General features: G+C 69.9%; 19 protein-coding genes and 1 pseudogene. 9 read left to right on the top strand and 11 right to left on the bottom strand.

Features of this window, described 5'->3' with window-relative positions:
• Nucleotides 1-50: 50 nt before the first annotated feature.
• The 3 genes from OOT46_RS28400 (at nt 51) to OOT46_RS28390 (ending at nt 3,121) form a co-directional block, all read left to right on the top strand.
• The gene (locus tag OOT46_RS28400; RefSeq protein WP_265406990.1) at nt 51-494 is read left to right on the top strand and encodes a GNAT family N-acetyltransferase; all 444 of its coding nucleotides are present in this window, start codon (nt 51-53) and stop codon (nt 492-494) included.
• 55 nt (nt 495-549) lie between these two features.
• Nucleotides 550-1,200, top strand: a complete 651-nt coding sequence (locus OOT46_RS28395) for an FMN-binding negative transcriptional regulator (protein WP_265406989.1) — start codon at nt 550-552, stop codon at nt 1,198-1,200.
• A gap of 187 nt (nt 1,201-1,387) precedes the next feature.
• A complete protein-coding gene (locus OOT46_RS28390) occupies nt 1,388-3,121 on the top strand; it encodes an ATP-binding protein (RefSeq protein ID WP_265406988.1) in 1,734 nt (577 codons plus the stop codon).
• Nucleotides 3,122-3,154: 33 nt separating this feature from the next.
• Here OOT46_RS28390 and OOT46_RS28385 read toward each other — a convergent pair whose 3' ends face one another.
• The 7 genes from OOT46_RS28385 to OOT46_RS28355 all read right to left on the bottom strand — a co-directional run bounded on the left by OOT46_RS28385 (nt 3,155) and on the right by OOT46_RS28355 (nt 11,214).
• Nucleotides 3,155-3,472 (bottom strand): hypothetical protein, encoded by a 318-nt coding sequence (locus tag OOT46_RS28385; RefSeq protein ID WP_265406987.1) that lies wholly within the window; start codon nt 3,470-3,472, stop codon nt 3,155-3,157.
• 358 nt (nt 3,473-3,830) lie between these two features.
• Nucleotides 3,831-4,139, bottom strand: a complete 309-nt coding sequence (locus OOT46_RS28380) for a P-II family nitrogen regulator (RefSeq protein ID WP_265406986.1) — start codon at nt 4,137-4,139, stop codon at nt 3,831-3,833.
• Nucleotides 4,140-4,155: 16 nt separating this feature from the next.
• The gene (locus tag OOT46_RS28375; RefSeq protein WP_265406985.1) at nt 4,156-5,088 is read right to left on the bottom strand and encodes a sodium-dependent bicarbonate transport family permease; all 933 of its coding nucleotides are present in this window, start codon (nt 5,086-5,088) and stop codon (nt 4,156-4,158) included.
• A 77-nt stretch (nt 5,089-5,165) separates the two neighbouring features.
• Entirely contained in the window at nt 5,166-5,528 is a 363-nt protein-coding gene (locus OOT46_RS28370; RefSeq protein ID WP_265406984.1) for a hypothetical protein, read from the bottom strand.
• Nucleotides 5,529-5,668: 140 nt separating this feature from the next.
• On the bottom strand, nt 5,669-8,086 hold the full coding sequence (locus tag OOT46_RS28365) for a PAS domain-containing hybrid sensor histidine kinase/response regulator (protein WP_265406983.1): 2,418 nt from the start codon (nt 8,084-8,086) through the stop codon (nt 5,669-5,671).
• A gap of 5 nt (nt 8,087-8,091) precedes the next feature.
• Nucleotides 8,092-9,252 (bottom strand): acyl-CoA dehydrogenase family protein, encoded by a 1,161-nt coding sequence (locus OOT46_RS28360; RefSeq protein ID WP_265406982.1) that lies wholly within the window; start codon nt 9,250-9,252, stop codon nt 8,092-8,094.
• A gap of 141 nt (nt 9,253-9,393) precedes the next feature.
• On the bottom strand, nt 9,394-11,214 hold the full coding sequence (locus tag OOT46_RS28355; protein WP_265406981.1) for a 3-hydroxyacyl-CoA dehydrogenase NAD-binding domain-containing protein: 1,821 nt from the start codon (nt 11,212-11,214) through the stop codon (nt 9,394-9,396).
• 154 nt (nt 11,215-11,368) lie between these two features.
• Here OOT46_RS28355 and OOT46_RS28350 point away from each other — a divergent pair, with 154 nt between their 5' ends.
• Nucleotides 11,369-13,381, top strand: coding sequence for an acetoacetate--CoA ligase (locus tag OOT46_RS28350; RefSeq protein ID WP_265406980.1), 2,013 nt, complete (start codon nt 11,369-11,371; stop codon nt 13,379-13,381).
• A gap of 32 nt (nt 13,382-13,413) precedes the next feature.
• On the opposite strand, the gene OOT46_RS28345 is transcribed toward OOT46_RS28350, so the two are convergent.
• Nucleotides 13,414-13,683: a hypothetical protein gene (locus OOT46_RS28345; protein ID WP_265406979.1), complete on the bottom strand. Its 270-nt coding sequence runs from the start codon at nt 13,681-13,683 to the stop codon at nt 13,414-13,416.
• Between the two features lie 284 nt (nt 13,684-13,967).
• On the opposite strand from OOT46_RS28345, the gene OOT46_RS28340 reads away from it, so the two are divergent.
• The 4 genes from OOT46_RS28340 (at nt 13,968) to OOT46_RS28325 (ending at nt 17,826) form a co-directional block, all read left to right on the top strand.
• On the top strand, nt 13,968-14,762 hold the full coding sequence (locus tag OOT46_RS28340) for a substrate-binding periplasmic protein (RefSeq protein ID WP_265406978.1): 795 nt from the start codon (nt 13,968-13,970) through the stop codon (nt 14,760-14,762).
• Nucleotides 14,753-16,090: a diguanylate cyclase gene (locus OOT46_RS28335; protein ID WP_265406977.1), complete on the top strand. Its 1,338-nt coding sequence runs from the start codon at nt 14,753-14,755 to the stop codon at nt 16,088-16,090. Before OOT46_RS28340 ends, OOT46_RS28335 begins: the two co-directional genes overlap by 10 nt.
• Before the next feature lie 20 nt (nt 16,091-16,110).
• Nucleotides 16,111-16,836: a substrate-binding periplasmic protein gene (locus OOT46_RS28330; protein ID WP_265406976.1), complete on the top strand. Its 726-nt coding sequence runs from the start codon at nt 16,111-16,113 to the stop codon at nt 16,834-16,836.
• A gap of 138 nt (nt 16,837-16,974) precedes the next feature.
• Complete coding sequence (locus tag OOT46_RS28325; protein ID WP_265406975.1) at nt 16,975-17,826, top strand: DUF2306 domain-containing protein; 852 nt, start codon at nt 16,975-16,977, stop codon at nt 17,824-17,826.
• A gap of 43 nt (nt 17,827-17,869) precedes the next feature.
• Here the strand turns inward: OOT46_RS28325 and OOT46_RS28320 are convergent, their stop codons facing one another.
• Nucleotides 17,870-19,231: a chitinase gene (locus OOT46_RS28320; protein ID WP_265406974.1), complete on the bottom strand. Its 1,362-nt coding sequence runs from the start codon at nt 19,229-19,231 to the stop codon at nt 17,870-17,872.
• A 486-nt stretch (nt 19,232-19,717) separates the two neighbouring features.
• Here OOT46_RS28320 and OOT46_RS28315 point away from each other — a divergent pair, with 486 nt between their 5' ends.
• Nucleotides 19,718-21,292, top strand: coding sequence for a hypothetical protein (locus OOT46_RS28315; RefSeq protein WP_265406973.1), 1,575 nt, complete (start codon nt 19,718-19,720; stop codon nt 21,290-21,292).
• Between the two features lie 143 nt (nt 21,293-21,435).
• On the opposite strand, the pseudogene OOT46_RS28310 reads toward OOT46_RS28315, so the two are convergent.
• Nucleotides 21,436-21,834, bottom strand: a pseudogene (locus OOT46_RS28310) (integrase core domain-containing protein); the annotation flags it as partial.
• Between the two features lie 27 nt (nt 21,835-21,861).
• The coding region (locus OOT46_RS28305) for a helix-turn-helix domain-containing protein (RefSeq protein ID WP_265406972.1) at nt 21,862-22,557 on the bottom strand (696 nt) is incomplete at its 5' end.

Raw genomic sequence — 22,557 nt, 5'->3', positions numbered from 1 at the left:
GTCCCTGACAGAACCACTTGCCCTGCCGCGCGCCCGGCGGGCCTTGCCACATGTCGCTTTCCGTGATGCGCCGGCCGGCCACGGCGGCCGACGCCGCTTTCGCCTACCAGGTCCTCGAAGACACGATGCGCGGTCATGCTGTGGCCACCTGGGGCCGCTGGCTGGAACGGGAGGCCCGCGAGGCGGTCGCCGCCGACGCGGCCGCGGGGCGGTCCGAGATCGTCGAGGCGCAGGGGCAGCGCATCGGGCTGCTGCGACTCGACCGCTTCGCGACCCATCTGGAACTGGAGCAGCTGTTCCTGCTGCCGGCCTGGCAGCGACAGGGCATAGGCGGGCGCCTGGTGCGGGGGCTGCAGGACGATGCGCAGCGCCACGGCCTGCCGCTGCGGCTGCGCGTGCTGAGGGTCAATCCGGCCCGGGCCTTCTACGAGAGGCTGGGTTTCCGGGTGACGTCCGAAACCGCAGAGCGCGTTTTCATGGAATTTGCCGGCTGAGGCCGCACAATCCGGCCTCCTTTTGTTCGTCGTTCCGTTCGTCTCCGGAGTGCGCATGTACGTTCCCAAGTTCCACGAAGAGTCCGATCCCGCCGTCCTGCAGGCCTTGATCCGGGCCTATCCGCTGGGCACCTGGGTGAGCCACTCGGACGACGGGCTGCTCGCCAACCACGTCCCCTTCCTGCTCGACGCCGGGCGCGGCGAGCACGGCACCCTGCTGTGCCATGTGGCGCGCGCCAACCCGGTGTGGCGTTCCTGCGCGGCCGGGGGCGATGCGCTGGTCGTGTTCCACGGCCCCGACCGCTACATCTCGCCCTCCTGGTATCCCGGCAAGGCGGAACACGGCAAGGCGGTGCCGACCTGGAACTACGCGGTGGTGCACGTTCACGGCCGGCCCCGCGTTGTCGAGGACCGCGAGTGGCTGCTGCGGCACCTGGCCCGGCTCACCGACGAACACGAGGCCGGGCGCGAGCTGCCCTGGACACTCGCCGACGCACCGGCGGACTTCACCGAGCGACTGCTCGCAGCCATCGTCGGCATCGAGATCCCGATCACCCGGATGATGGGCAAGTGGAAGGTGAGCCAGAACCGCACCGAGGCTGACAAGCGAGGTGTCGTGGCCGGCCTGGCCGCGCAGGGCGACAGCGTCTCGCTCGACATGGCGGCCCTGGTCGGCCGGCATCTCGACGGCACGCCGGCCGCTTGAAGGGCAGGCCTCGGAGCCTGCGTGGGTTGACAGGTTTCCGCGACCAGCCGGACTTTTTGATAATCCCCTTCTCGATGCTTGCGGGCCCTCTGCGGCCTTGCGCAATTCAAGGCCGGCCGCGCGCGCGGGCGCGTCCCCAGGAGGATGCTCGGGCCTTCCCTCTCTCGCCGCTGCCGCTGTCTTCCGCATGTTCCGTCGTCGTCCGGCTTCGCCTCCGCCCCCCGGGCGTCACCCCAACTTCCCGTTCTCGTTCGGTTCCGCCGCTGCCCGGCTGCGGCAGGCCTGCCTGCTGGCCCTCCTGTTGCCCGTCAGCCTGTTCGGCGTGCTGACCTGGCAGACCTCGCGCAGCACCGAGCGGGCCTTGCAGGAGCGCCTGGAGCGCCTGACCGGGCTGGTGCGTGAGAACGCGCTGAGGGTGCTGGAGACGCACCAGGTGTTGTTGCAGCAGACGCTGGAGCTGGTCGGCGGGATGGGCGATGTCGCGATCCGCAGCCAGAGCTCACCCTTGCGGGCCCGGCTGGCACACCTGGCCCGCGACAGCGATTCAGCCGCAGCGCTGAACGTGTTCGATGCCGAGGGGCGCTTGCTGGTCTCCAGCGGCTTGCAGGCGCCGTCCGACGCGACCCGCCGCGCAGGCTTGGAGGCGGCGGGTCCCCGGGTGGCCTTGACGCCCGGGCCGGGCGACGACTGGCTGATCCGCATGAGCGCACGGCGGGTCGATGCAAAGGGCCGCTACCTCGGCGTGGCGGCCGCGACCTTGCCGGCGGCCTACTTCGACGCCTTCCTTCGCGGCCTGCCGGACCTTCCCCCGGGCCACGCGGTGACCCTGCTGCATGACGACGGCTCGGTGGTTGCCCGGCGTCCGCGCCTGAACACCCGCCTGCAGCTGGAGGCCGAGAGCGGCCTGCTCGAGTTCCTGCGCTGCGCCGGGGAAAGCGGCAGCCTTCGTGGCGTCTCGCCGCTGGACGGCGCCGACCGTCGCATGAGCTTTCGCAAGGTGCAGGGCTTTCCGCTGTATGTGCTGGTGAGTCACGACCAGCTCGCCTGGCGCGCCGAGTGGTGGCGGCAGCTGAGCGCAAGCGGCTGGCAGGCCCTGCTCGTGCCGCTGCTGCTCAGCAGTGCGCTGCTGTGGACTCTGTGGGCACTGCGCCGCGGACTGGCGCAGCGGCAGGGCGAGGCCGCCGCGCCGCCGGACGAGCTCGCCTTCGGCGCGCTGGCGCGCTCCCTGCACGAGCTGATGGTCAAGGTGGCGACCGACGTGCATGTGCTGCACGTCCAGCTGCGCAGCCAGCCGGCGGCCGGGCGGCCGCTGGCACGGCTGGTCGACGTGGTCAACCAGGGCGGCCACCTGGCACAGCAGCTGCGGAGCCTCTCGGCCGAAGGCCAGGGGCCGGCCTGCCGCATCGACACCCGGCAGATGCTCACCGAGCTGCTGCCCCGGCTGGCGCCGCTGCTTGCAGGACAGGCGCGGCTGGACGTCTATATCGACCCGCATGTGAGACCGGTGCGCGCCGACCCGCAGGCGCTGGAGGCGGCGCTGCGCAACCTTGTGCTCAATGCCGGGGAAGCGATGGATACGCCGGGCCGGGTGGTCATCACGGTGTGCAATGTGCAGCCCGGTGATCGGCGGCTCGCCGGCCGCGGCGGCGAGTGGATCGAGGTCGCCGTCAGGGACACCGGCCGGGGCGTGCCGGCCGAGCACCTGGCACGGGTGTTCGACCCTTTCTGGACCACACGCCCCGGTCCCGCAACGGCGGGGCTGGGGCTCGCTCAGGTGCAGCGTTTCTGCACCGCGGCCGGCGGCCTGGCGCTGATGGAGAGCCAGCCCGGCCGCGGCAGCACGGTGTGCCTGCTGCTGCCCGCAGACGAGGGCGAGTGGCCCGCCGAGGTGGCGGGGCAGGCGGAGCCGCCGGCGGCATGACCGACCGGATCGCTGCGGCCTCCGGCGCGGCACTCAACCGGTGCCGCCGTGAGCGAGCTGTCCGAACTGCTCCTCGGGGCAGGGGCCGGCCACCGACCAGAACAGGCCGCCTTGCCACGCCGCAAGGTGTTCGAGCGTCAATGCCGGTTGCCAGGTGGACGGGATGAGCCGGGAAGTCCGGTCGCCGGCACGACCCGCCTCCGGATCATAGGGCGGCTCACCGCGCCGGCGCCACGCCGGCAGGTCGAACGCGGGCGCGATGGTCGCCGAAGCGACGCGGGCGACCCACAAGGCATGTCGCAACCCCCGTGGCTGCAGTTCACGCTCCCGGCGTGCTTTTCGATGCGGCATCGTGTCTCCGCTCCCCGCGGTGAGATCAGTGCGCCGGGGTCACGACCCGGGCCCGGGCAGTCGGACCTTTCGGTGCACTGCAATGTCTTGGTCAAAGGTGCGGGGTCACCTTACGACGTGGCCTGTTTCCTTGCAAGCAGCTGAATACCCTTCTAGCAAATCTGCCGGCTTGCACCATTCGGCTGTTCTGTTGTCGGGGCACGCCCGCACTTGAAACCGAGGTCCAGCCGCCTGCCATCTTCCTAGAGATGACGTTTCGCACGATGCAATCGGGACGCGGTCGGCTGGAAACGCCGGCGTGGGGCGGTAGCCGCAGCTCGCGTACAGGGCGAGCGCCTCGGGCGGCCGCGACCCGGCTTCAAAACTTCTCCGGCCGGAGCACGTGCACGTCGGTGAAAAACATCGTCAACCCGTAGTGCGGCGCGTACTGCGCCAGCACGTGCTGGGCGATCTGGTCGGCCACCGCCGGCTCGCAGATCACCTTCATCTCTATCGTCCGGTCGGCCTCCCACGCGCCTTCACGCACGCCGGTCGCGCCCTCGCCGCGTACGTCGTAGACCGTGTAGCCGTGTGCGCCCAGGCGCTTGACGTCGCGCACCAGCGACTTCTCCAGCGCCGCCTCGGCGATGATGACCAGCAGCTGGCGCGGGTGTTTGGTCAGGGCCATCGATGCTCCTCGGCGGTCAGTGGGTCAGCGCCTGCGCGAGCTGGATGTACAGCGGGATGCCGACCACGATGTTGAACGGGAAGGTGATGCCCAGCGCCGCGGTGATGGACAGCGCGGCGTTGGCTTCCGGCACCGCCAGCCGCATCGCGGTCGGCGCCGCGATGTAGCTCGCGCTGGCGGCCAGCGTCGCAAACACCGCGACGCCGCCGGTGGACAGTCCGAGGGCCCAGCCGGCCAGCGCCCCGAGCAGCGCCAGCACCGGCGGCACCAGCAGGCCGACCGCCAGCACCGTGGCGCCGAAGCGCCGCACCTCGGCCAGCCGTGCCCCCGCCACCAGGCCCAGCTCCAGCAGGAAGAGGGCGAGCACCCCCTTGAACAGGTCGATGAACAGCGGCCGGATCGGCGCCGTGCCCTCCTCGCCGGCGAGCGCGCCGATCAGGATGCCGCCCAGCAGAAGCAGCACGCTCTTGCCGAAGGCCACCTCGTGCAGCAGCGCGCCCCAGCGCACCTCCTTGAGCCGGGACAGCCGCGCCAGCAGGATGCCCGACACCACGCCGGGTGCCTCCATCACCGCGACCCACAGCGCCGCATGGCTTTCATGGCCGATGCCCTGGCGCACCAGGGAGGCCGTCACCACCGCGAAAGTCACGACGCTGACCGAGCCGTAGTGGGCGCCCAATGAAGCGGCATCGGGCCCGCTCAGGCGCAGCGCGCGCAGCACCGGGTAGAGCAGCAGGGGAATCGTGAAGCTCAGCAGCATCGCGCCGAGCACCTGGGGCATCAGCGCCGCGAACGGCTCCCTGGACAGTTCGATGCCGCCTTTGAGGCCGATGGCCAGCAGCAGGTAGATGGACAGGGTTTCGTACAGCGCCTCGGGCAGCCGCAGGTCCGAGCCGGCCACCCGGGCCACGACACCGAGCAGGAAAAAGAAGACAACAACATCAAGCATCACCCGTCATGCTGCCACAAGCCGCGCGGGGAGGGCGCCGGTCGCGGCGTCAGCGCCGGCGGCCCGCGCCCGGCCGCTCAACGACGGTGCCAGCCGTGACCGTCGTGACCATCGCGGTGGTCGCCGTGGCCGTGGTGGTCATGGTGACGATGGTGGCCATGGTAGCCATGGTGGTCGTGGCCGCCGCGGTGATCGTGATGCACCCAGCGGCCGCGGTGATGATGGTGATGGCCGTGGTCGCCGCGGCGCGAGCGCACCGGGTGCACCCAGACCTGGGGCGGCGGCGCATGGACCACCACCGGGCGGGCATTGCCGACCGTCGTCGTCACGCCCGGGCCGTGCACGGCGACCGACCAGCGGATGTCGCCGGCCTGAGCCGGGACGGCGGCCAGTCCGCCGAGGGCGAGGACAGCGCTGGCGAAGAGGGCACGAGCATTCATCAGTTTCTCCTTGCAGGCCCGGGAAACAGGCCTTGCCTCCACAACGCGCCGACTGCCGCTCGGGTGTCATGCTTTACCGAAGCTTTACGGTGCCTTTACCGTGCTTTGCGGCAGCAGCACGGCAGACACGCGGTGCGGCCTCAGGACGGCGGCCCCGCGCCTTCGCCGCAGACGGTCTCGATGTCGCCGAGCACCTGCTCGATGTCGATGGGTTTGGTCCAATAGCCGACGAAGCCGGCCCGCCGGGCGCGCTGCAAGTCCTCCGGCATCGCATCGGCCGAACACATGAAGGCCGGCGTCTCGCGCAGCGGCGGCAGCTGCCGCAGCCGCATCAGCAGCTCATATCCGTTGGTGTCGGGCAGGTTGGCGTCCAGAGCGATGACGTCGGGGATCCAGTGGGCGGCGATCTCCAGGCCCTGGGCGCCGTTTTCCGCGACGCGCAGTTCCACATCGCTCTGCAGCCGCATGGCGGCTTCGAACAGCATGGCATTGACGCGGTTGTCCTCGACATAAAGCAGCCGTTTGCGCACGCCGTCGGCCCCGGCGCCTGGCGCGGCGGCGGGACGGAAGGGCAGCAGCTCGCCCGGGGCGGTGTTGAGGGCGGTCGGCAGCTCCCCGGCGCCGCCGCTCCATAGCGGCAACTCGACCAGCGCGCGGGTGCCGCGGCCGGGCTCGCTCTCGATGCGCAGGCTGCCGCCCATCTGCTCGACGATGCCGCGCGAGACGAACAGCCCGAGGCCGGTGCCCTCGATGTCGCCGGTTTCCTTGCCGAGCCGCTCGAACGGCTGGAACAGCCGCCCCAGCTGCTCGGCCGACATGCCGGGGCCGCTGTCCACCACGCACAGCGTGGCGCGGTCGGCCCGCGCCGGGTCGCGCGCCAGCTGCCAGCGCACGGTCCCGCCTTCGTGGTTGTACTTCACGGCGTTGCCGCCCAGGTTGATCATCACCTGCCGCAGCCGCACCCGGTCGGCGACCACGGCCACGCCCGGGGGCACCTCGTTGAAGGTCGCCACCCGGTGCGCCTCGGCCAAGGGCAACAGCAGCTCGGTGGTGGTATCCACCGCTTCGGCCAGTTCGATGGGCTCGGGGCTCAGCGACAGCCGTCCTTCCTCGACCTGCTGGATGTCGAGCACGTCGTTGACCAGCGCCAGCAGGTGCAGGCCGGCGCGCCGGATCTGGTTCGCGTAGCTGAGCTGGCTGCGGGCGTCCAGGCCCTCGGGATCGCCGGCGTGCAGCGCCAGCAACTGCGCGAAGCCGAGCACGGCGTTCAGCGGCGTGCGCATCTCGTGGCTCAGGCGCGAGAGGAACTGGCTCTTGGTGCGGCTGGCGGCCTCGGCGGCCAGCTGCGCCCGCTGGGCCTGCTCGATCTGCAGCGCCTCCGTGACGTCCCGGAAGTACACGGCAAGGCCCTGCTCGGAGGGGTAGGCGGTCATCTCGAACCAGCCGTCCAGCGGCGCGTAGAAGGCGCGGAAGGTGCTCGCCCGCTGCTCCCGGCAGGCACGCCGGTACTCGGCCTCGAACGCGCTGCCCAGCGCCGGCGCGAACTCCTCCCAGATCGAGCGGCCCAGCAGGCTGGCGCGGTCGCGTCGCAGCAGCTCCTCGGCGCGCCGGTTCACATAGGTGAAGCGCCAGTCGCGATCCAGCGTGTAGAGGCCGTCGGTGATGCTTTCCAAGGTCGTGACCAGGCGCTCGTTGAGCTCGCGGCTGCGCGCCTCGGCCTCGCGCTGCAAGGTGATGTCGCGCAGGATCGCAACCACCCCGAGGATCTGGTCGCGCTCGTCCCGGAAGGCCGTGAAGGCGGTAGCGACGACCCGTGCACCGCGCGCCTCGTCGAGCACGAATTCGCCACGCGTCGGGCTGCCGCGCGTGGCAGCCTGCAGCGTCAGCTGCAGTGAGGCGGGCACGTCGAACAGCGAGGCCAGGTCGAGGCCCTCGGCCTCCAGGTGTTCGAGCTTGAAGAGCCGCTCGGCCGCGGCATTGCATGACACGATGGCGCCCGAGAGATCCAGCGAGACGATGGCGTCGTGGGCACACGCGAGCACGCCGGCCAGGTAGTGGTCGGACACCACCAGGCGCCGGTGCTCCGCGCTGCTCAGCGGCGGCCGTCCGGCCAGGCGCAGGCGCAGGCGCTCCAGCGTGGTACGGCTGCGCTGCTGCTGGGCGCATGCGGCGAGCGCCTGGTCCAGGTGCTCGGCCAGTGCCGGGCTGTCGGCCGCCAGGGCGGTCCAGCGGCCGCCGGGCGGGGCCGAGAACAGCAGCTCGCGCCGCACCGCCTGCTCCCGACCGGGGTCGAGCGCGAAGACGTAGCGCAGCTCGGGGTGCTGCGCGCTCAGCCGGCGCGCCAGGCGCGCGGGGTGCTCGACGCACGGGCCTAGCACGACCACGCTGGGCCGGCCCAGGGCCTCGGCGGCACGCACCTGCTGCGACGCCGCCTCCACCGAGTCCGCCTGGGCCGCGGTGGCGCCAAGTTCGCGGGCCTGCTGCAGCAGGCGTTCGCGCAGGGACAGCGCCCGGGTGTCGACGCGCTCGCCGGTCACGACCACCAGTTGGGCGTCCATCGGTCTCAGAGCAGCGGCAGGCCCAGCACGGTGCGGCCGGTCCAGACCGTGAGCATGTCGGTGGTGGGTGACATCACATGGGCCGCGCGTGCGTCGCGCAGCAGGCGCGACAGGGTGCTGTTTTCGCGATAGGCCATGCCCCCGCACAGGGTCATGGCTTCGTTGACCAGGGTCACCGCGGTGTTGGCCGCATCGGCCTTGCAGGCCAGGATGGCCGTCAGCGCGCTGGGGTCGCCGAGGTCGCCGAGCCGGGCCGCGTGGTAGACCAGCAGCCGGGTCTTCTGCCAGCCGGTCCAGAGCTGGCCGATGCGGTGCTGCAGCACCTCGATCTCGGCCACTGCCTGCCCCGAGTGGGCATAGCGGCGGGTCTTGAGGTGCTGCACCGCGGCCTCCAGCGCGGCGCCGGCCACGCCGAGATAAGTGCCGGCCATCGCCAGCGCGAAGTACGGCGTGATGACCTCGAACACATACCAGGCCTGGTCGCCTTCGCGCCCCAGCAGGTGGTGCCGCGGCAGCACCACGTTCTCTAAGGTCAGGCTGCGGGAGGCGTTGCCGCGCATGCCCAGCCCCCGCCAGGGTGCGCCCCAGCTCATGCCCGGCGTGTCGCGGTCGACCACCACGCAGCTGAAGTCGCCCTCGGCCGTCTCGCTGCCCGCGGTGGTGGACACCACGTAGGAGTCGGCCTGGCCGCCATTGGTGACGAACTGCTTGGTGCCGTTCACCGCGAAGCTGTCACCGCGCGGCTCCAGCCTGGTCTGGGGCAAGAAAAAGTGGGCCCCGGTGCCCGTTTCGGACAGCGCCAGGGTGGTGAGATGCCGGCCCGCCGCGATGGGCCTCAGGTAGTGCTCTTCGTGGAAGCGGGTCGCCTTGGCGGCGATCACCGCGGTCGCCACGCAGTGCATGGCGTAGCACATCGCGGTGGAGGCGCACGACTGGCCCAACACCTCGGTCAGCGCGACCAGTCCGAGCAGGCGCTGCCCCAGCCCGCCCAGCCGGCTCGGTACCGTGAGGCCGGCGAGGCCGGTTGCGGCCAGCGCCTGCAGCCCGGCCGCCGGCCAAAGGCAGTCCCGGTCGACGCTGTCGGCCTCGGGCAGCAGGGTCTCCTCCGCCACCGCACGTGCAGTTGCGAGGAGCGCCTGCAGTTCGCTCGGAAGAAACTCGTCCATGGCGGCTCGAAACGCTCCGGGCTTTCGGTCTTGAGGGGCCCAGCCCAACAAGCAATCGGCGTGCGAGCGAAACCGCGGCATGTCACGCATGCGGGGTCCGGGGCTGGCGGCATGCGCTTGTCGCAGCCGGGCCGGCGCGGTTCAGGCACGCGGCTGCGGGTGGAAGGTCTGGCCTCCGGCCGCCAGGCGCGCCAGCAGGGGGGCCGGCTCCCAATACGCGGCGTCGTCGGCAGGGTGGCACTGGAAGCGCCGCATCGCCTGCAGCACGGTGTGCAGGCCCACTTCGTCGGCATGAAACATCGGGCCGCCGCGGTGGGCCGGGAAGCCGTGGCCGCACACGCAGACGAGGTCGATGTCGCTGGCGCGCGCGACGCTGCCTTCCTCCAGCATCCGGGCGCCTTCGTTGACCAGCGCGAACAGCAGGCGGTCGACCAGCTCCTCGTCGGGCGCCGGGCGTGGCTGCGGACCCATCACGGTGCGGGCAGCGGTGCCGCGGAGGCCCGGCTCGTCTGCGCTGACGCGGCAGGGCCCGATCCCGAAACCGAAGGCCTCGAGGGCGCGGTCGAGCTGCTGCGGCGAGGTGCCCCTGGCGAGCAGGAAGTTGACCTGCCGGCCGTAGTGCTCGAGCAGCCGTGCACTGATGCCGTCCCCGCCGCCGCTGGAGAACACCGCGGTTTTGCGGAGGCGGCGCGCCAGTGTGAGCAGGGGGGCGATCACATCCGGTGCCGTGTCCCGCCCGCGCACCACCTCCAGCAAACGCGTGCGGCGAGCCGGGCTGGAGAAGTGCAGGCCCACGACGTCCTGCGGCCGACGCGTCAAGGCGGCGACGGCGTCGAGATCGAGGGCCGGGGTGGTGACGGCCAGGATGGTGCCGGCTTGCACCAGTTCGCCCAGATGTCGGAACAGTGCTTCCCGGGCCCCCGCATCCTCCGGCACTGCCTCGATCACCAGGTCGGCCCGGGCGAGGTCGGCCGGCTGCGGTGCCGCGCACAGTTGCTGAAGGTCGACCGGCGTGACCGGGACGCCGGCGTCGCGGAAGGTCGCCGCGATGTCCTCGCCCGGGAGGCCGGCACCGATGACGGCCACCGCGGCGATGCTGCGCCGCGGCATGTCGGCCGGCATGTCGGGCAGGGCTGCGGCCAGCCGCTCGGCGCGGGCCGCGTGGTGCAGCGCGCGCCATGCCGGCGTCCCGATCAGCTGGGCGGCCAGCCGCTGCTCCTCGGCCAGGCCGAGCGCGAAGCTGCTGCCGGTTGCGGCCTCGACCGCGTCGATCGCCAGCAGCGCGGCCGGGGTGGGCTGCGGTCGCGGCCGCGTCATGTTGCGGGCGAACTGGAAATAGGCCTCGCGCATCGGGTGGCGGCAGGGCAGGTCGCAGGTGCGCCTGAACGCGGCTGATGCGGCGAGTTCCAGGGCCCGGGCCAGGGCTTCGTCGACCAGGGTGTCGGGCGAGCTCGCGAGGCGGCACAGCAGCGCCTGCCGCGGCAAGGTCATCATGGCCTCGCTGCTGACCGGCAGGGCACTCAGGATCATGTTGAGGGCCGGCTCCACGCCCACCAGCCGCGGCAGCCGCTGGGTGCCCCCGGCTGACGGCAGGCCGCCGAGGCGGACCTCGTCGAGCCCCAACTCGCAGCCCGGCGCCGCGATGCGGTCGTGGCAGGCGAGCGCCAGTTCGAACCAGGGGCCGACGGCCCTGCCGTGCAGGGCGGCGACCACCGGCTTGCGGGCGTTCTCGATCGCCAGCGCCAGGGCCGCGAGACTGGCGGCGTGTCCGCCGGGACCCCCCTCGTCGAGGTCGAGGCAGGCGGCCTCGTCGGCGAGCAGCACGATGGCCCGCACCCCCCGGTTCGCTTCCGCCGCGGCCAGCGCCGTGGCGACGGCCCGACGGGTCGGTGCTCCCGGCTCCGGCGGCGGTGCCAGCCGGATCACCACGACCTCGCCGCGGACCTCGTGGTCGACCGCCATGGCATGTCTCCTTGTCTTGTTCTGACGGCAGCGCCAGCCCGACACCTGCCGTCCCGCGGTGCAGAAGGACAGGGCGGCGGACGTGCGTGAGCGCGGGATCGTGCCGTACAAATCCCGAGGGCGTCCTGCCAAGGACGACTATAGGCTGCCTGGCATGGAAAACATTCCTCCTTACCGTCCCCGGATGCGTCTCTACCAGGACTGGCTGCGCGAGCAGCGCCGGCTGTCCTTCACCTCTTACGAGGCGCTGTGGCGCTGGTCCGTCACCGACCTCGACGCCTTCTGGCAGAGCGTGTGGGATTACGAGGAGATGCAGTCGCCGACCCTCCACGGCGCGGTGCTGGCGCAAGCCCGCATGCCGGGCGCCGTGTGGTTCCCGGGGGCCCAGGTCAACTATGCGCAGCGGGTGCTGCGGCACGTCGATGCCGCGCATGCGGCGGGTGTGCCGGCCATCGTCAGCGACAACGAGCTGGGCCAGGTGCGCGAGCTGTCCTGGTCCGAGCTGCGGCGCCAGGTGGCCTCGCTGGCCTTGTGCCTGCGCGAGCTGGGTGTGCAGCGCGGCGACCGGGTCGCGGCCTGGCTGCCCAACCTGCCCGAGACTGTGGTCGCCTTCCTCGCCTGTGCCAGCCTGGGCGCAGTGTGGAGCGTGTGTTCGCCCGACATGGGCACGCAGGCGGTGGCGGACCGCTTCCGCCAGATCGAGCCGCGCGTGCTGATCGCCGCCGACGGGGTGCACTATGCCGGGCGCGCAATGGACCGCAGCGCGGTGGTGCGCGAGCTGCGGGCGGCGCTGCCCAGCGTCTCGCGCCTGGTCGTGCTCGAGACGCCCTACGCGGCCGGCCGGCTGGACGCCGATGCCTGTTTTGCCGGGGCGGTGTCGCGCGACGACGCGGCGACCGCGGCCTTCGAGCCCGAATGGCTGCCCTTCGACCACCCGCTGTGGATCGTCTATTCGAGCGGCACCACCGGCTTGCCCAAGGCCATCGTGCACGGCCACGGCGGCATCCTGCTGACCAGCGCGGCCTGCGGGCTGCACAACGACATCGGCTGCAGCTACACGCCCAACAGCCGCGGCGAGCGCTACCACTGGTACAGCTCCACCGGCTGGGTGATGTGGAACGGCCAGGTCAACGGACTGCTTGGCGGCACCACGGCCTGCCTCTTCGACGGCAGTCCCAGCGGCTCGAAGGAGCATCCCGACTGGAGCACCCTGTGGCGTTTCGCGGCGCGTCACCGGGTCACGTTTTTCGGTGCCGGGGCGGCCTTCTACACGAGTTGCAGGAAGGCCGGCCTGCAGCTCGGCGACTGCGGCGACCTCTCGCGCATCCGGGCGCTGGGCTGCACCGGCTCACCCTTGTCCGAGGAGGTGCAGCGCTGGGGCAGCGACCAGTTCGAGGGCCTGGGCCGGCCCGACATCTGGTGGTGCAATATCTCGGGCGGCACCGACTTCTGTGGCGCTTTCATCGGCGGCCACCGCGAGCTGCCCCAGGTGCCCGGGCAGATGCAATGCCGCCAGCTGGGCTGTGCGGTGGAGGCCTGGAACGAGCAGGGGCAGCCGGTGGTGGACGAGGTGGGCGAGCTGGTCTGTACGCGCCCGATCCCGTCGATGCCGCTCTATCTGTGGGGCGACGAGGACCAGGCGCGCTACCTGTCGAGCTACTTCGACGTCTACCCCGGCGTGTGGCGGCACGGCGACTGGCTCCGGATCGGTGCGGACGGCGGCTGCATCATCTACGGCCGCAGCGACGCGACCATCAACCGCCACGGCCTGCGCATGGGCACGAGCGAAATCTACGCCGCCGTCGAGGCGCTGCCGGAGGTGATGGACTCGATGGTGGTCGACCTGGAGTACCTCGGGCGCGAGAGCTGGATGGCGCTGTTTGTCGTGCTGCGCGAGGGTGAGGTGCTGGACGAGGCCCTGCGCACGCGGTTGAGGGCGGCGATACGCAGCGCCTTGTCGCCGCGTTTCCTGCCCGACGAGATCCTGCAGGCACCCGCCATCCCGCGCACGCTCTCGGGCAAGAAGCAGGAGGTGCCGATCAAGAAGCTACTGCTGGGCCAGCCGCTCGCCAAGGTCGTCAACCCCGAGGCCATGGCCAACCCGCAGTGCCTGCCCTGGTATGCCGAGCTGGCCGAGGCGCGCGCCGCCGCGGGTTCACCCGCTTAGCGCACCGACCTTGGCCGCAAGGGGCACCGGTCTCAGTGCGACTTGCCACCCCGGGCGCCCCGGTCGCGGTCCTGCTGCATGCCGCGTTCGGCGCCGCCGCCGCTGCCTTGCGCGCCGGCCAGTCCCTGCGACGAATGCTGTGACCCGCGCTCGTCGGCGTCCGCGCCCGGGGCGGCCGGCTCGGGGGCGCGCTGGTCGCCCAGGCCGGTATGCGGGCTGGCCGAGCCGGTCAGGCTGCCGCCGCGTGAGCCCTGACTGTCGGTGCCGCCGTGTTGCGAGGGGGTGTTGCGTGTCTGTGCCATTCGTTTGCTCCTGCCAAGGCGCCGGCGCGACATTGCAACCGGCCCATGGCCGGGTAGCGGCAAGCCGGATGCCTGCCGCCGGTGCCCCCCGGTGGGCACGGGGACCGGGGGGCTGGGCCAGGTTTCGCCGCAGTCCGTGACTTTGTTGGCTCAATTCCGCACGCCGGCATCCGATAAGGCAGGAGAGGAAAAAAGCGCGCGCGACCGACGCGTGCCGCCTTCCTGTTCCTGCGATACCGGCCGTACCTCGGCGGCCGGGAGGCGCCCAGAACGGACACGACGCCATGGTGAACAAGATCTCCTGCCTGCAGCTCCTGCGGACTCGCTCCGGCGCGGCGTATGCCGTCCTTCTGGCGGCCTGCCTGCTGTTCGTCGGCGGCGTGAGCGCAAACGCGGGCGAGATCCGGGTCGTGACCGAGGAGTTCCCGCCCTACAACCTCACGGAAAAAGGCAAGGTGACCGGCTTCAGCACCGAAGTGGTGGAAGCCGTGCTCAAGGAGATCGGCGTGCAGGCCGGCATCCAGTCCATGCCTTGGGCACGCGCCTACGACATCGCCCGCAACACGGAAAACGTGCTGATCTACTCGATCGCCCGCACGCCCGAGCGCGAGAAGCTGTTCAAGTGGGTCGGCGCGGTGGCGCCGTCGGACTGGTCGCTGTTCGCTGCGCGCGAGGGCGGCATCCGCATCGAACGGCTGGACGATGCCAAGAAGTACCAGGTCGCCACCGTCAACGAGGACGCCGGCGAGCAGTTCCTGGTCTCGCGCGGGTTCGTGATCGGCAAGAACCTGCAGTCGAGCAACAAGTACGAGTTCAACTACGACAAGCTCAAGCGGGGCCGTGTCGACCTGTGGGTGGCCAACGACCTGGTGGCACGCTACCTGGCGCGCCGCGCCGGTGACAACCCGGACCAGGTGCTGGCGCGTGTGCTCTACCTGCCCGAGCTCAGTGGCAGCGACGGGCTCTACATGGCCTTCGGCCCCAAGACCTCGGACACCGTCGTCGAGCGTTTCCGCAAGGGGCTGGACGCCATCAAGAAAAGCGGCAAGTACGAGGCCCTGAAACGGAAATGGCTGTAGCCCGGGACGTCTGCCGCAAGCTCGCGCGCTCCTTGCGAGGCGGCTCGCTCGGGCGTCAGGTGGCGCTGGGCACCATCGGCTTCTGCCTGGTGTTCACGCTCGTGACGGTGGCCGTGCGCACCTGGTCGGCCTGGCATGCCACGGTCGACGCGATGCGCCAGGAGCTGGCCCAGATCGACAAGGTGTTCGAGCGCACGCTCGCCAAGGCGATTTGGGAGATGGACCGCGACGCGCTGCGCACCCACCTGGCCAGCGCCGCGCAGGTGGCCTCGGTGGGCCGTGTGGAGCTGAAGATCCGCCAGGCCAACCGGCCGCCCGAGGTGCTGGACCACCGCCAGTCCGGCTGGACACGATCGGCCCGCATGCCCTCGCTGCAGCGGACCCTGAGCTACGAGCCGTATGAAGGTGCCCGCGAACCGGTCGGCGAGTTGACGCTCGACGGCGACGAGCGGGTACTGTGGAAGCGGCTGCAGGCCGAGGTCACCAGCATCGTCATCACCCAGATCATCCAGTCGCTGCTGCTGGCCGGCTTGATCATGTGGATGTTCAACCGCTCGGTGACGGTGCACGTCAAGCACATCGCGCGGCACCTGGCCGCCATGTCGCCCGACACGCTGCAGGACTTCGTGAAACTCGAGCGCCCGCCGCGGCGCGACGAGCTGAGCCGGCTGGAGGAGGGGGTCAACCACCTGCAAGGCAGCCTCTACGACTACCTGGCGCGGCAACGCCAGTACGAGCGCGAGCTGGCCGCCCACCGCGACCGGCTGGCCGAACTGGTGCATGACCGCACCAAGGAGCTCGAATCGGCCATCGCGCGCCTGGAGGAGCTGTCGCGCTGCGACCCGCTGACGGGCTTGCCCAACCGGCGCCACTTTGACGAGATGAAGGATGTCGAGCTGCGGCGCGCGCGCCGTTCGCAGCAGCCGCTGTCGGTGCTGCTGTGCGACGTCGACTTCTTCAAGCGCTTCAACGACGCCTACGGCCACGCGAGCGGCGACCGCTGCCTGCAGGCGGTCGCCGAGGTGTTGAAGCAGAACTTCAGCCGTGCCGGCGAGTTGCCGGCACGCATAGGCGGCGAGGAGTTCGCCGTGCTGCTGCCGGGCGTGGACAGCGCCGGCGCCGTGGCACTCGGCGAGCGGCTGTGCCTGTCGGTGGCGCAGCGGCAGATTCCGCACAAGGGGTCCGAGGCGGCGCCGTACGTGACGCTGAGTGTCGGGGTGGCGCAGTTCGACGAGGTCACGATGGACCGCTTCGACGTCCTGCTGCAGCACGCCGACGAGGCGCTTTACCGAGCCAAGCGGGACGGCCGCAACCGGGTGGCGTCATGAGAAGCTCGAGGAGGTGGACGATGAAGCGATTTCTCCTGGTGGTGCTGCTGGCGATGCAGGCTGGCCTGGGCGCGCAAGCCCAGACCGTGCAGGCGGTCACCGAGGCGACGTCCTACAGCTACCTGCGCGACGGCAAGGTGAGCGGCCCGGCGACCGAGGTCGTCGAGGCCACCTTGCAGCGTGCCGGACTGGACTACCGCCTGAACCTCTATCCCTGGGCACGTGCCTACGACCAGGCACGCAACCAGCCCAACGTGCTGATCTACATGATCGCGCGCACGCCCGAGCGCGAGCTGGGCTTCAAGTGGGTGGGCGAGTTCATGAAGATGCAGTACCACCTCTACAAGCTCAAGGAGCGCAAGGACGTGGTGGTGAGCAGCCTGCAGGACGCACGCAGCTACTCGGTCGGCGTGGTCCGCGACGACCTGAGGCACCAGTACCTCAAGAGCCGCGGTTTTGCCAAGGTCGTGGTCTCGGCACACAACATCGACAACTTCCGCAAGCTGGTGAGCCGGCAGATCCAGCTCATCCCGCTGCCGGAGAACGACGCGCTGTCGCTGTGCCAGGAGGCCGGCGTCAACTGTGCCGACCTGGAGCGCGTCTTGACGCTGGACGAACTGACGGCCAGCCTGTACATGGCCTACGGCATGTCGACCCCGGACCAGGTGGTGGAGCGCACCCGGGCGGCTTTCCAGAAGCTCAAGGTCGAGGGCTGGGTCGGACGGGTGATGCAGGGCCGGCCCTGAGGGCCAGGAAGCGCGCGCTCCGCTCGGCTGCGGCCCCTGAGGTCAGGTGCGGAACGCGGCGCACGTCCGCGGGCTTCTCGGCATCGGTGCCCGCGCAGATAATTGGCCTCGACCGGGACACGACACGAGAGGCAGGGGATGGCAGGGTCAGGATCGTTCGACGCCGTTGTTCACGGCCTTCCCCGGGCCTCGGCAGCCGGCGTGGCGCTGCGCTGGAGCGGCACCGCGCTGTCGCTGACGTCGATGGGCAGTGCCTTGCTCTTCGGGCTGTACATCCTCGCCTTCTACGCGGCCGCCGCGTCGGATGGCGACATGGCGCGCTGGAACAGGATATTGCCCCGGCTGTACGAACCCGCCACACCGGCCGCGACCCTGGCGATCGGCCTGCACTTCGGAGCCGGTGGCCTGATCCTGGTGCTCGGCGCCGTCCAGCTGATCGGCGCGCTGCGCACCCGCTATCCGGCGGTGCACCGCTGGATCGGGCGTCTGTACGCGAGCGCGGCGCTGTTGGCCGGCCTCGGAGGGCTCGGTTTTATTGCGATGAAGGGAACGGTCGGCGGGCTGCCGATGGACCTGGGGTTTTCGCTGTACGGTGCTTTGATGGTGTGGGCCGCCGCACAGGCCTGGCGCCACGCGCGGGCGCGGCGCTTCGAACTGCACCGCGCCTGGGCCTTGCGCCTGTTCGCGCTGGCGATCGGCTCCTGGTTGTACCGCATGGAGTACGGCTTCTGGATGGTGGCCACCGGTGGCGCCGGCCACACCGACGACTTCACCGGCCGCTTCGACGTGGTGATGGCCTTCTTCTTCTACCTGCCGAACCTGCTGCTGGTCGAGGCTTTCATCCGGGCCCGCAAGGCCTCGGCGCCGCCCGCCGTGAAGACCGCGGCCGCCGTCGTGCTGGCTGCTGCGACCAGCTTCGTGCTGCTCGGCACGTACCACTTCACCAAAGACTATTGGGGGCCGGCCATCGTCGACTGGCTGAGGTCTTGAAGCGGGAGGTGGCCCCGGGCGGGGCCAGCCTTCCCCAGCGCGCTCAGGGCTGCCGGTTGAAGTAGGCGCGGTGCCCCTTGGCGAAGGCGTAGCCGTTGCTGCGGTCCCAGTTGATCGACCAGGTCATGATGCCGCGCAGGTTCGGCTGCGCGGTGCGCGGCTTGTAGCTGCCGCAGTTCACCAGCTTCATCAGACAGTCCAGCGCCTGCTGCGTCTGGGCCACCGAGATGTAGCCCCCCGCAGGCGCCGCGCCGCTGGTGGCCGGCACGCCGAAGCCCACCTGGTCGGCCCGCAGCGGCGGGAAGAAGTTGTTCGGGTCGCGGTTGATGTTGAAGCCGGTCAGCAGCATGTCGGTCAGTGCGACCTGGAAGTCCACCGTGCCCTGGCTGTAGGCGCGATCGTCGGGGCCGGTGATGCTGCCGGTGTTGTAGTGCTGCACGTGCAGCATCGTCAGCTCGTTGCGCAGCCCGTGGATGATCGGCAGATAGGCGCCCCAGGGCCCGCCGGCCGCGCCGTAGCCGCCCTGCACGTAGGCCGTTTCGGGCGCCATCGTGACGCTGAAGTCCTTGCCGAAGCGCGCCTTGAGCGCCTTGACGCCGGCGATCAGGTTCACGGCCTGCGGCGTCTGCGGGTTGCGGAAGTCCTCGCCGGCGCCGATGGTCAGGTTGTTCTCGATGTCGACGTCGATGCCATTGAAGCCGTACTTCGAGATGATCTCGCCCATCGTCCGGATGAAGATGTCGCGGGCGGCCGGCGTGTCGAGGATGATCACGCCATTGGCGCCGCCCAGCGAGACCTGCACCCGTTTGCCCTGGGCCTGCTTGGCCTTGATGTCGGCGATGAATTCGGCCTCGTTGAAGGCCTTGTCGAGCACGAAGATCGCGGTGCCGTTGGGGGCCGAGCGGTCGCCCTCGACGAAGGAGACGTTGATGATGTCGTACTCGTCGGGCACGTCGCGCAGCCGGATCGTGCCGGTGCCGTTGTCGAAGTTGTGCCAGTAGCCGACCACCACGTGCTTGGGCAGTGCCGGGCCGGGGCTGGGGGCAGGAGTGGGGGTAGGTGTCGGAGCCGGGGTGGGGGTTGGCGCAGGCGTGGGGGTCGGTGTCGGCGCGGGTGTGGGCGTCGGGGTGGGCGCCGGTGCTCCGGAGGTCGGGCCCAGGTCCTTCCACAGGCTGGGTGTGGCGACCGGGTTCCAGCCGGCGCCGGGGTGGGCGGTATGCGTGACATGGGCCCGGTAGTCGTGGCCGTTGTAGGTCACGACGGTGCCGGCGTTGTAGCTCTGGCCTTCCTGCCACAGCGGGGCAGCCTGGGCGGCGAGCACGCTGCCCGCGAGTGCCGCGGCAGCGAACAGGCGGGCCAGGCGGGCGGAGCGGGCGGAAGGCGTGGGGAGGGATTGGGGTGTCATGTGCTGGTTGTCCTCGGCTGGTGTCGGGCGCCACTTGCGCCGGAGAGGTCGGCACGGCCGCTGCCACGAACGAGGTCCGCATCCGACTGCGGGATCATGCAGGCTGAAGACCATACCAGGTGCAACTATTGGTATTGCAGTGGTATTTCATATGCCAGGCGGCCCTGGAAAAAGCAAAACGGCGACATAGACTTATTGGCCCAACTTTCCTGCCAGCAAGAAGAAAGTGGTATGGCTGCCTCGCATTGCCTTCCGGCTTGATGCGTCGTGCTGCCGCCTGGTCATCGTCCCCTTGCCCCCCTGAATAAGGGGGGTCTCCTAAACCTTTGCCTTCCGCTCTGGATAAACACCCGGAGAGCGGCGCCCTGAGCGCCGCGCCAGTTGTGATGGCTGGCAGGTAGGGCCAAGTGCAGCCCGCCCGCCGGTCCCTAAAACCAAGCAAGTGCAGTAGCCCGCAAGCGCGGGTGTGGGTGAGGGAGTCGGAAGATGACGGCAATCGTTTCGGGCCAGGGTCTGGGTGTGTCCAACAGCTCGCTGGGGCTGATCGGAGCAGGGGGACAGGTCGGCCAGGCCGCGCAAGGGCGCTCGGGCGAGCAGGTGTACGTCAACGCCGGCACGGGCAACCTGGTGGTGCAGCAGCGCGACGAATGGCTGGTGAGCGCGGGTCCGGACGCCGCCATCCTGCGGACCTACAACAGCCTGGGCGCGCTGGACGACGACAATGGCGACAACTGGCGCTTGGGCCTGAGCCGGCGCATCAGCGGCTTGACCGGCACGGTCAACACGGCCGGCAGCACCGTGCGGCGCATCGGCGAGGACGGGGCCGAAGCCCTCTACACGTACGACGCGGCGCGTGCCGCCTACGTCACCACCGAAGGTGGCGGCGCCCACGACACGCTGGCCTGGAACGGCACCAGCTGGACCTGGACCGACGGCGACAGTCAGGTGCGCGAGGTCTACGAGGTGGTGGATCTGGCGGAGATCGGTGAGGCGCGGCTCAAGAGCGTGACCGACCTCGACGGCAAGGCCCTGACCCTTGGCTACAACGCCTCCGGCCTCGTCAGCCAGATCCAGACCGCCAGCGGCGAGACCGTCTATATCGACTACGACACGACGACGGGCAAGACCGCGAACATCGCGCAGATCCGCACGGTCAAGACCGACGGCTCGCTGACGCGGGTGCGTTACGGCTATGACAGCGTCAACCGGCTCACCAGCGTCACGGTCGACCTCAGCCCCAGCGACAACGCCATCGCCGACGGCGCCACCTACGTCACGACCTACACCTATGTCGACGCCACCTCGCGGCGCCTCAACACGCTGACGCAGAGCGACGGCAGCAAGCTCGACTTCGACTACGACACGAGCGGGCGGGTCAGTGCGGTCAAGGAGACCGTCGGCAGCGAGGTGCGTGTCACCAGCTTCGACTACAGCACGGCGGGCGTGACCAAGGTCACCGACGCGCTCGGGCAGGTCACGGAAGTCGCGTACTGGACCAGCAACAGACTGCTGAAAAGCATCAAGGCGCCGGCGGTGGGCGCGGTCAACTTGGTGACGACCTTCGGCTACGACCTCGAAGGCAACGTCATCAGCGCTGCCAACCCGCGAGGCAGCACCTACGCCACCACCTATGGCTACGACGCCAACGGCAACCGCACCTACGAGCGCGACCCGATCGGCAACGTCATCGAGCGCAGCTACGGCAGCCGCAACGAACTGCTGAGCGAAACCCGCTACCGCCAGCCCGACCCCGACGGCGCCGGCGCGCTGCTGCCCAGCGACCCCGTCACCACCCACTACGTCTACGACGGCCAGTTGCACCTGCGCTTTGTCGTCAACGCCGACGGCCGGGTCACCGAGCACCAATACAACAGCCACGGCCGGCGCGCCAGCACCCTGCAGCACGCCAGCCTGTACAGCGGCGCCACGACGCTGGCCGACCTGCAGGCCTGGACCCCGGGCTTGAACAAAAGCGCCGGGCAGCGCACCGACTACGCCTACGACTTCCGCGACCAGATCAGCACCGTCACCACCTACACCGCCTTGATCAGTAAACGCTGACGGGGTCAGGCCTTAAATCTTAAGTGTCACACCGGTCACGCTGACGGGTCACACACGCTGACGGGGTCACACACGCTGACGGGGTCACACACGCTGACGGGGTCACACACGCTGACGGGGTCAGGCTGACCTGCTCGGCTTCTTCAGACCACTGGAGGGTTGACTCTGGCTTCGACGTGTTTCCCTTGCGGGGCTGATTGTCGGACGAATTCCAGGGGCGTCCTGTACCCCAAGCTTGAATGCGGTCGAACCTCGTTGTAGTGGCGGCGCCATTCTTCGATGACCACGCGTGCTTCCAGCCGGTGGCGGAACCATTCCAGCGACAGGCATTCGTCGCGCAACTTCCCGTTGAAGCTCTCAGTGGTGCCGTTCTGCCACGGCTTGCCCGGCTCGATCAGCGCGGTTTCGATCCCTTGGTCCACAACCCATTTCAGCAGTGCTGTCGCGACGAACTCTGGCCCGTTGTCGCTGCGCAAGTATCTCGGCGCTCCGCGCTCGCTCACAAGCCGGCTGAGGGCCTCGATGACACGCACCGAACGGATCGGCGACTGGGGGCCAGGCGTTAAATTTTAAGTGCCACGCCCCTGCTCATAACGCTTGATCAGCTGACTGACCCGTGCCGTCGACAGCCCCAGTTCCTCACCGATCTGCGTCATCGTCAGCCCGGAGCGCGCATGTGCCAGCCACATCGCCTCTTCGCGCGTTGCCGCTTCGGCAACGTACTGCCGCAGCGTCTTGCCTTCGCTGCGTCGCTGAACCTTGGCGATGTCGCGCGCTTGATCAAGCCGTGGCGTTCCCGCGACGATCACCTGCATGCGTGCCACGAAGTCGTCGTTACCAAGATAGATCTGCCGCTGCAGGCTCTGCTCCCACAGCCGCACATCGCGAGCCGCAGCGACCAAGTCGGCATAACGCCGTGCTGCTCGGCGTTTGAGCGCCAGCGTGCTCGCTTCACGCGCCAACACATAACCGTGCAAACCATCGGTATCGAGCCAGGGCGGCGAGTTGCACTGCAGGCAATGCGCCCGGTAGCTGGACCACGGCCAGTGGCCTGCCTGCTCCACCAGGCCGGCCCTGACAGGATTCAGCTCCACGTAGCGACAGACCTCCAGCAAGTAGCTGTCGCGGTCGACCAGAATCGCCTTGAATCGGCCCTGCAGCACATGCCCCACTTTGCCGTGGCGACGGTTGTAGCCCTGCGTGTAGATGCCGTTGAGCCGCTGCATCAGGCCTGACAGATTGGCCCGGCGTGTGTGCAGCACGAA

It is taken from the genome of Aquabacterium sp. A7-Y, from assembly GCF_026153205.1.
GTDB lineage: Bacteria > Pseudomonadota > Gammaproteobacteria > Burkholderiales > Burkholderiaceae_C > Caldimonas.
The sequence above is the reverse complement of the archived record's forward strand: the minus strand, read 5'-3'. Positions and strand labels throughout refer to the sequence as shown.